The sequence below is a fragment of the Streptomyces antimicrobicus genome (assembly GCF_020532625.1).
Lineage (GTDB): Bacteria > Actinomycetota > Actinomycetes > Streptomycetales > Streptomycetaceae > Streptomyces > Streptomyces antimicrobicus.
Genome location: NZ_JAJAUY010000210.1, coordinates 1 through 7,599, shown reverse-complemented (window position 1 = coordinate 7,599; position 7,599 = coordinate 1). Strand labels below are relative to the sequence as shown.

Genomic DNA, 7,599 nt, shown 5'->3' with positions numbered 1-7,599 from the left:
CCGTGTCCCGCTGTCCGCCCGCCGCCGCCCGGCCCTCGGGCGGTCGGCGACCGCCCGTGCGCTGAGGAGGGTGGCGGCCCCGCCCCCTGCTCCGCCTCCGTCCGAACCGGCGGCCAGCGGGCGGCCCCTCCCCTCGTCCCCCATGACGTGGTCGTGACACTACGTCAGCCGGCTGCACCCCGCACCGATCCGGCCCCGGAATTCACCACTTCCCCACGAATTCCGCTGGTCACGCATACTGGCCGGGCACACGAGCGAGGAGGTCCCCATGCCGTTCACGTTGAGTCATGCCGCCGCCGTCCTGCCGGCGCTCCGGCGGACGGGGCGGGCACGCGGGCCGCTGGTGGCCTCCGCGCTCGTCCTGGGGTCGTTCGCCCCCGACACCTTCTACTTCCTCGACGCGGTCGTCGGCGGCGTGATGGGGTACGGGGAGTTCACTCACTCCCTGCTCGGCGTGGTGAGCGTCGACGCCCTGCTGACGGCGGCGCTGGTGGCCTGCTGGCTGCTGCTGCGCGAACCGCTGGTCGCCCTGCTCCCCGGGGCCTGGCGGGGCCGCGTCCTGGCCTTCGTCCGCGGCGAGGCCTGGCGGCGGGAGCGGCGGCCGGTCGCGCTCGCGGGGTGGTTCTACGTGTCGGCGGTCGCCGGTTCGCTGACCCACGTGGCGTGGGACAGCTTCACTCACCTGGACCGGTACGGCACCCGCGCCTTCCCCGCGCTGTCCGCGTACTACGGCCCCTTCCCCCTCTACACGTACCTGCAGTACGGCAGTTCGGCGCTGGCGGCCGGGGTGCTGGTGTGGTTCGCGGTGACGGGGCTGCGGCGGGTGCCGGCCGGGCGGCCGCTCCCGGCCGACGTGCCGGTGCTGAGCCGGGCGGAGCGGTGGGGGGCCGTGGCGCTGTTCGCGGTGTGCGTGGGCGCCGGGGTCACGCTGCGCGTGCTGCGCTTCTTCACGTTCTTCGACCGGATCCGCACGCCCTTCGACATCGTCCCGACCGTCTGCTTCGGCGCCGGCGGCGGCCTGATGGTGGCGCTGGTCCTCTACGGCGGCGCCGTCCGCCTTACCCACCGCCGCCGAGGCGGCTCCGGCCCGGGCCGCGGGGCCGGAGCCGGGGCGGGAGCCGGAGCCGGGGCGGGGGACACGGCACCCGACCGCCTCCCGACCCCCGCCACCGGCCGCTAGGCCGCCCCGCCGCTAGGCCGCCCCGCCGCAGGCCGCCCGGCCACCGCCCGCCCGGCCCCGCCGAGCGGGCCGGGCCCGGCACGTCAGTGCGCCGCCGACTCCCAGTCCGGCCCCACGCCGACCGAGACGTCGAGCGGGGCGCGCAGGGACACCGCGGCGGCCATCTCGCGGCGGACCAGTTCCTCCACCCGCTCGCGCTCGCCCGGGGCGATCTCCAGCACGATCTCGTCGTGCACCTGCAGCAGCATCCGCGAGCCCAGACCGGCCTCGCGCAGCGCCGCGTCCACCCGCAGCATGGCCACCTTGACGATGTCGGCCGCGGTGCCCTGGATGGGCGCGTTGAGCGCCATCCGCTCGGCGGCCTCGCGGCGCTGGCGGTTGTCGCTGTTGAGGTCGGGCAGGTAGCGGCGGCGGCCGGACATGGTGGCCGTGTAGCCGGTGGCCCGCGCCTCGTCCACGACGCGGCGCAGGTAGTCCCGCACCCCGCCGAACCGCTCGAAGTACGTCTCCATCAGCCCGCGCGCCTCGGCCGGGTCGATGTTCAGCTGCTGCGAGAGGCCGAAGGCCGACAGCCCGTACGCCAGACCGTAGGACATGGCCTTGATCTTGCGGCGCATCTCGTGGTCGACCGCGGACCGCTCGACGGAGAACACCTGCGAGGCGACGGTGGTGTGCAGGTCCTCGCCGGAGGTGAACGCCTCGATCAGGCCCTCGTCCTCCGACAGGTGGGCCATGACGCGCAGCTCGATCTGGCTGTAGTCGGCCGTCATCAGCGACTCGAAGCCCTCGCCGACGACGAAGCCGCGGCGGATGGCCCGGCCCTCGTCCGTGCGCACCGGCACGTTCTGCAGGTTGGGGTCGGTGGAGGACAGCCGGCCGGTGGCCGCGACGGTCTGGCTGAAGGTGGTGTGCACCCGGCCGTCCGCAGCGATCGTCTTGATCAGGCCCTCGACCGTCACCCGCAGCTTGGCCTGCTCCCGGTGGCGCAGCATGATCACGGGCAGTTCGTGGTCGGTCTGGGTGGCCAGCCACGCCAGCGCGTCCGCGTCGGTGGTGTACCCGGTCTTGGTCTTCTTGGTCTTCGGCAGGTCCAGCTCGCCGAAGAAGACCTCCTGCAGCTGCTTGGGCGAGCCGAGGTTGAACTCGTGCCCGACCGCCGCGTGCGCCTCCTTCACCGCCTGCTGCACCGCGCCCGCGAACTGCTGCTCCATCGCTTCGAGGTGGTCGCGGTCGGCGGCCACACCGGCCCGCTCCATCCGCGCCAGCAGCTCGGAGGTGGGCAGCTCCATGCCGTGCAGCAGCTCGGCCGCGCCGACCTCGGCCAGCTTGCCGGTGAAGGCCTCGCCCAGGTCCAGCACGGCGCGGGCCTGCGCCATCAGGGCCTCCGCCTCGGCGGTCTCGTCGGTGCCGAACGCCAGCTGCCCGTCGGCGGCCGGCGGAGCCAGCTCCCGGCCCAGGTACTCCACGGCCAGCACGTCCAGCGCGAACGACCGCCGACCCGGCTTGACCAGGTACGCGGCGAGCGCGGTGTCCATCGTCACGCCCGCGAGCGTCCAGCCGTGCTCGGGCAGGACCCGCCACAGGCCCTTGGCGTGGTGCACGACCTTGGGCCGGGACGCGTCGGCCAGCCACGCCGCCAGCGCCTGCTCGTCGGCCTCGTCCAGCTCGGACGGCTGGAACCAGGCCGCCGCCCCGCCGGCCGCGGCCAGCGCGATCTCGCTGACGCTGCCCGCGCCCAGCGCCCAGCTGTCGACGGTGGAGACACCGAGCGGGCCGTCCGCGTGCGCCGCCAGCCACGGGGCCAGCTCGCCCGTGCCCAGCACACTCGCGTCGAGCTCGACCCCGGCCGCCGGCGCCGGCGCGGGCTCCTCCTCGGCGCCCGGGTCCACCGCCAGCAGCCGCTCGCGCAGCGAGGCGTTGCGGATCTCCAGCACGTCCAGCACGCCCTTGAGGGCCGCCACGTCGTACGGCACCCGCCGCAGGTCGGCCGGGGTCCGGTCCAGGGCGACGTCGCGCACCATCTCGGTGAGCACCCGGTTGAGCTTGACCGACTCCAGGTGGTCGCGCAGGTTCTGCCCGGCCTTGCCCTTGACCTCGTCGACCCGCTCGACCAGCTCCGCGAACGAACCGAACTGGTTGATCCACTTCGCCGCGGTCTTCTCGCCGACACCCGGGATGCCCGGAAGGTTGTCGGACGGGTCGCCGCGCAGCGCCGCGAAGTCCGGGTACTGGCCCGGGGTGAGGCCGTACTTCTCCTGGACCTTCTCCGGGGTGAACCGGGTCAGCTCCGAGACGCCCTTGGTCGGGTAGAGGACGGTGGTGTGCTCGGAGACCAGCTGGAAGGAGTCCCGGTCACCCGTGACGATCAGCACCTCGAACCCGAGCGCCTCCGCCTGCGTGGCGAGCGTGGCGATCACGTCGTCGGCCTCGAAGCCGTCCACGGCGAACCGCGGCACGCGCATCGCGTCCAGCAGCTCGCCGATCAGCTCCACCTGGCCCTTGAACTCGTCCGGGGTCTTCGAACGGTTCGCCTTGTACTCGGGGAACTCCGTGGAGCGCCACGTCTTGCGCGAGACGTCGAACGCCACCGCGAAGTGCGTGGGCGCCTCGTCGCGCAGCGTGTTCGCCAGCATCGACGCGAAGCCGTAGATCGCGTTCGTCGTCTGGCCGCTCACGGTCGTGAAGTTCTCCGCGGGCAGCGCGAAGAACGCCCGGTACGCCAGGGAGTGCCCGTCCATGAGCATCAGGCGCGGGCGGTCGGCCGCGGTCGTCTCTTCGGTCTTCTTCGATGCTGTCTCTGCCACGCCACCGATCCTAGGCGGCCCCACCGACAATCTCGGCGTCGGCGACCGCCGGCCCACGTGACAGGATCGGATACGCACCACCTCACACGCCGCATGCTCGAAGGGGAGCGCCATGGCCACCAAGCCGCCCGCAGGTGATCCGGTCCAGGACGCGCCGCAGGTCGGGCCTCCCCAGCACGCCGCGGCCGGCCTCCCCGCCATCGCCCACACCCTGAAGATCGCGCACGCGCAGATGGGCCTGACCCGCACCGCCCGCACCCTGCTCAAGGTCAACCAGAAGGACGGCTTCGACTGCCCCGGCTGCGCCTGGCCCGAGGGCGACAAGCGGCACACCGCCGAGTTCTGCGAGAACGGCGCCAAGGCCGTCGCCGAGGAGGCGACGCTGCGCCGGGTCACCCCCGAGTTCTTCGCCGCGCACCCGCTCGCCGACCTGGCCGGCCGCAGCGGCTACTGGCTGGGCCAGCAGGGCCGCATCACCGAGCCCGTGTACCTGCCGGAGGGCGCCGACCGCTACGAGCCGATCAGCTGGGAGCGGGCCTTCGCCGTCGTCGCGGAGGAACTCAAGGCCCTCGACTCCCCCGACGAAGCCCTCTTCTACACCTCGGGCCGCACCAGCAACGAGGCCGCGTTCCTGCTCCAGCTCTTCGCCCGCGAGTTCGGCACGAACAACCTGCCGGACTGCTCCAACATGTGCCACGAGTCCTCCGGCTCGGCCCTGAACGAGACCATCGGCATCGGCAAGGGCAGCGTGCTGCTGGAGGACCTGCACCAGGCCGACCTGATCATCGTCGCCGGCCAGAACCCCGGCACCAACCACCCGCGCATGCTCTCCGCCCTGGAGAAGGCCAAGAAGGCCGGCGCGAAGATCCTCACCGTCAACCCGCTGCCCGAGGCCGGCACGGAACGGTTCAAGAACCCACAGACCCCGCAGGGCATGCTGGTGGGCACCGCGCTGACCGACCTGTTCCTGCAGATCCGCATCGGCGGCGACCAGGCCCTGTTCCGGATGCTGAACAAGCTGGTCCTCGAAGCGCCCGGCGGCGTCGACGAGCTCTTCGTCCGCGAGCACACCCACGGCTACGAGGCCTTCGCCGCGGCCGCGCGGGAGGCCGACTGGGACGAGACCCTCACGGCCACCGGCCTGACCCGGGCGGAGATCGAACAGGCGCTGGCCATGGTCCTCGCCTCCAAGCGGACCATCGTCTGCTGGGCGATGGGCCTGACCCAGCACAAGCACGCCGTCGCCACCATCCGCGAGGTCGTCAACCTCCTGCTGCTGCGGGGCGCCATCGGCCGCACCGGCGCCGGCGTCTGCCCGGTGCGCGGCCACTCCAACGTGCAGGGCGACCGGACCATGGGCATCTTCGAGCGGCCCGCCGAGGCCTTCCTCGACGCCCTCGACAAGGAATTCGCGATCACCTCGCCCCGCCACCACGGCTACGACGTGGTCCGCTCCATCGAGGCGATGCGCGACGGCCGGGCCAAGGTGCTCTTCGCGATGGGCGGCAACTTCGTCGGCGCCACCCCCGACACCGAGGTCACCGAGGCCGCGATCCGCCGGACCTCCCTGACCGTGCACGTCTCCACCAAGCTCAACCGGTCCCACGCGGTCACCGGCCGCCGCGCCCTGATCCTGCCGACGCTGGGCCGTACCGACCGCGACGTGCAGGCCTCCGGGCGGCAGTTCGTCACCGTCGAGGACTCCATGGGCATGGTCCACGCCTCCCGCGGCAACCTGCCGCCGGCCGGCCCCCACCTGCTGTCCGAACCGGCGATCGTCGCGCGGCTGGCCCGCGCCGTCCTCGGCGAGGCCTCCCGCACGCCGTGGGAGGAGTTCGAGAAGGACTACGCGGCGATCCGCGACCGGATCGCCCGGGTCGTCCCCGGCTTCGAGGACTTCAACGCCCGCGTCGCCCGGCCCGGCGGCTTCACCCTGCCGCACGCCCCACGCGACGAGCGCCGCTTCCCGACGAAGACCGGCAAGGCCAACTTCACCGCCGCCCCGGTGGAGTACCCGCGCGTGCCCGAGGGCCGGCTGCTGCTGCAGACGCTGCGCTCGCACGACCAGTACAACACCACCATCTACGGGCTCGACGACCGCTACCGCGGCATCACCGGAGGCCGCCGGGTCGTCCTGGTCAACCCCGCCGACGCGGCCGCGCTGGGCCTGGCCGACGGGGCGTACACCGACCTCGTCGGCGAGTGGAGCGACGGCGTGGAGCGGCGCGCCCCGGGCTTCCGGGTGGTGCACTACCCCACCGCGCGGGGCTGCGCGGCGGCCTACTACCCCGAGACCAACGTGCTGGTCCCGCTCGGCGCCACGGCCGACACCAGCAACACCCCGGCCAGCAAGTCCGTGGTCGTCCGCCTGGAGCCGTGCGCGCAGCCGGCGCCGCGGCGGTCCGCGGAGTCCGCCGGGACCGCCGGCGCCACCGGGCCGACCCCGGACCCGGCGGGCGCGCGGCAGGGTGATAGGAACGTCGGTTAACGATCGTTGACGAACGGAGCCGGCCCATGGGCGAGCAGCACAGCGTGAAGTTCCCGCAGGAAGTCCTCGACGAGTACGCGGCCCTGGGCATCGACCTGCCCTCGCTGTTCTCGGCCGGCCACCTCGGCGAGCGCATGGACGTCCGCATCCTGGAGGCCGCCGCCGACCGGGTCGTGGGCACCATGCCCGTCGAGGGCAACACCCAGCCGTACGGACTCCTGCACGGCGGCGCCTCCGCCGTGCTCGCCGAGACCCTCGGCTCGGTCGGCGCGATGCTCCACGGCGGCCACACCAAGATCGCCGTCGGCGTCGACCTGAACTGCACCCACCACCGGGGCGTGCGCTCCGGCCTGGTCACGGGCGTGGCCACGCCGGTGCACCGGGGCCGGTCCACGGCCACCTACGAGATCGTGATCACCGACGAGCAGGGCAACCGGGTCTGCACCGCCCGCCTCACCTGCCTGCTGCGCGACACGAACTCGTAACGGCCTTTCGGCAACGGACCGTTGTCACTGCACCGGGCGCCGGTCTAGCGTTCCCGCATGGGAACCGGACCGGCGCGGCGGAGCAGCCTCCTGCTCTGCGCCCTGCTGCTGAGCGCGGGCTGCTCGACCGCCCGCGCCCCCGCCGACGCCGGACCCGGGGCCACGGCCACGCCCGCGACCCCCGCCCCGCACAGCACCTCCCCGCAGGAGCTGTGCACCTCCCTGATCACCCACTGGACCGCGGTGATCCTGGCCGGCGACCCGCAGGCGGGCCTCGACTACCAGGCCATGGGCCTGTCCGGCGGCCAGAACGAGATCCTGCGCGACATCGTGGCCGCCGCCCGCGCCGAGCAGCGCACGGGCGGCCCGGACGCGGCCCGGGCCCTGACCGCCCGCGAGGCCGAACGCCGCTGCGCCGACCGCTACCGCTCGGGCACCCCCACCGGCGGTCCCTGGTGAGCACGACCGGACCCGCCCCCGGCGAGCCCGGCACGGGCCCGGGGAACGGCCCGGGGACCGGCCCCGTCGAGCCCGGCACGGGACCGGGGGCCGGCCCCGTCGAGCCCGGCACGGGACCGGGGACCCGCCCCGTCGCGCCACGCACCGGCCCGGGGATAGGCCCCGTCGAGGCGGGCGACGGCA

Annotated in this window: 5 protein-coding genes; 4 read left to right on the top strand and 1 reads right to left on the bottom strand. The window is 73.8% G+C overall.

Features of this window, described 5'->3' with window-relative positions:
- Positions 1–268 precede the first annotated feature (268 nt).
- The gene (locus LG632_RS28930) at positions 269–1,180 is read left to right on the top strand and encodes a DUF4184 family protein (protein WP_226730778.1); all 912 of its coding nucleotides are present in this window, start codon (positions 269–271) and stop codon (positions 1,178–1,180) included.
- A gap of 83 nt (positions 1,181–1,263) precedes the next feature.
- Here LG632_RS28930 and polA read toward each other — a convergent pair whose 3' ends face one another.
- Complete coding sequence (polA, locus tag LG632_RS28925; protein WP_226730776.1) at positions 1,264–3,984, bottom strand: DNA polymerase I; 2,721 nt, start codon at positions 3,982–3,984, stop codon at positions 1,264–1,266.
- Between the two features lie 112 nt (positions 3,985–4,096).
- Here polA and LG632_RS28920 point away from each other — a divergent pair, with 112 nt between their 5' ends.
- Genes LG632_RS28920 through LG632_RS28910 form a run of 3 tightly spaced genes read left to right on the top strand, consistent with a single transcriptional unit; the run spans position 4,097 to position 7,416 of the window.
- On the top strand, positions 4,097–6,472 hold the full coding sequence (locus LG632_RS28920; RefSeq protein WP_226730774.1) for an FdhF/YdeP family oxidoreductase: 2,376 nt from the start codon (positions 4,097–4,099) through the stop codon (positions 6,470–6,472).
- A 26-nt stretch (positions 6,473–6,498) separates the two neighbouring features.
- Positions 6,499–6,957: a PaaI family thioesterase gene (locus LG632_RS28915; protein WP_226730769.1), complete on the top strand. Its 459-nt coding sequence runs from the start codon at positions 6,499–6,501 to the stop codon at positions 6,955–6,957.
- Positions 6,958–7,014: 57 nt separating this feature from the next.
- Positions 7,015–7,416: a hypothetical protein gene (locus LG632_RS28910; RefSeq protein WP_226730764.1), complete on the top strand. Its 402-nt coding sequence runs from the start codon at positions 7,015–7,017 to the stop codon at positions 7,414–7,416.
- Positions 7,417–7,599 lie beyond the last annotated feature (183 nt).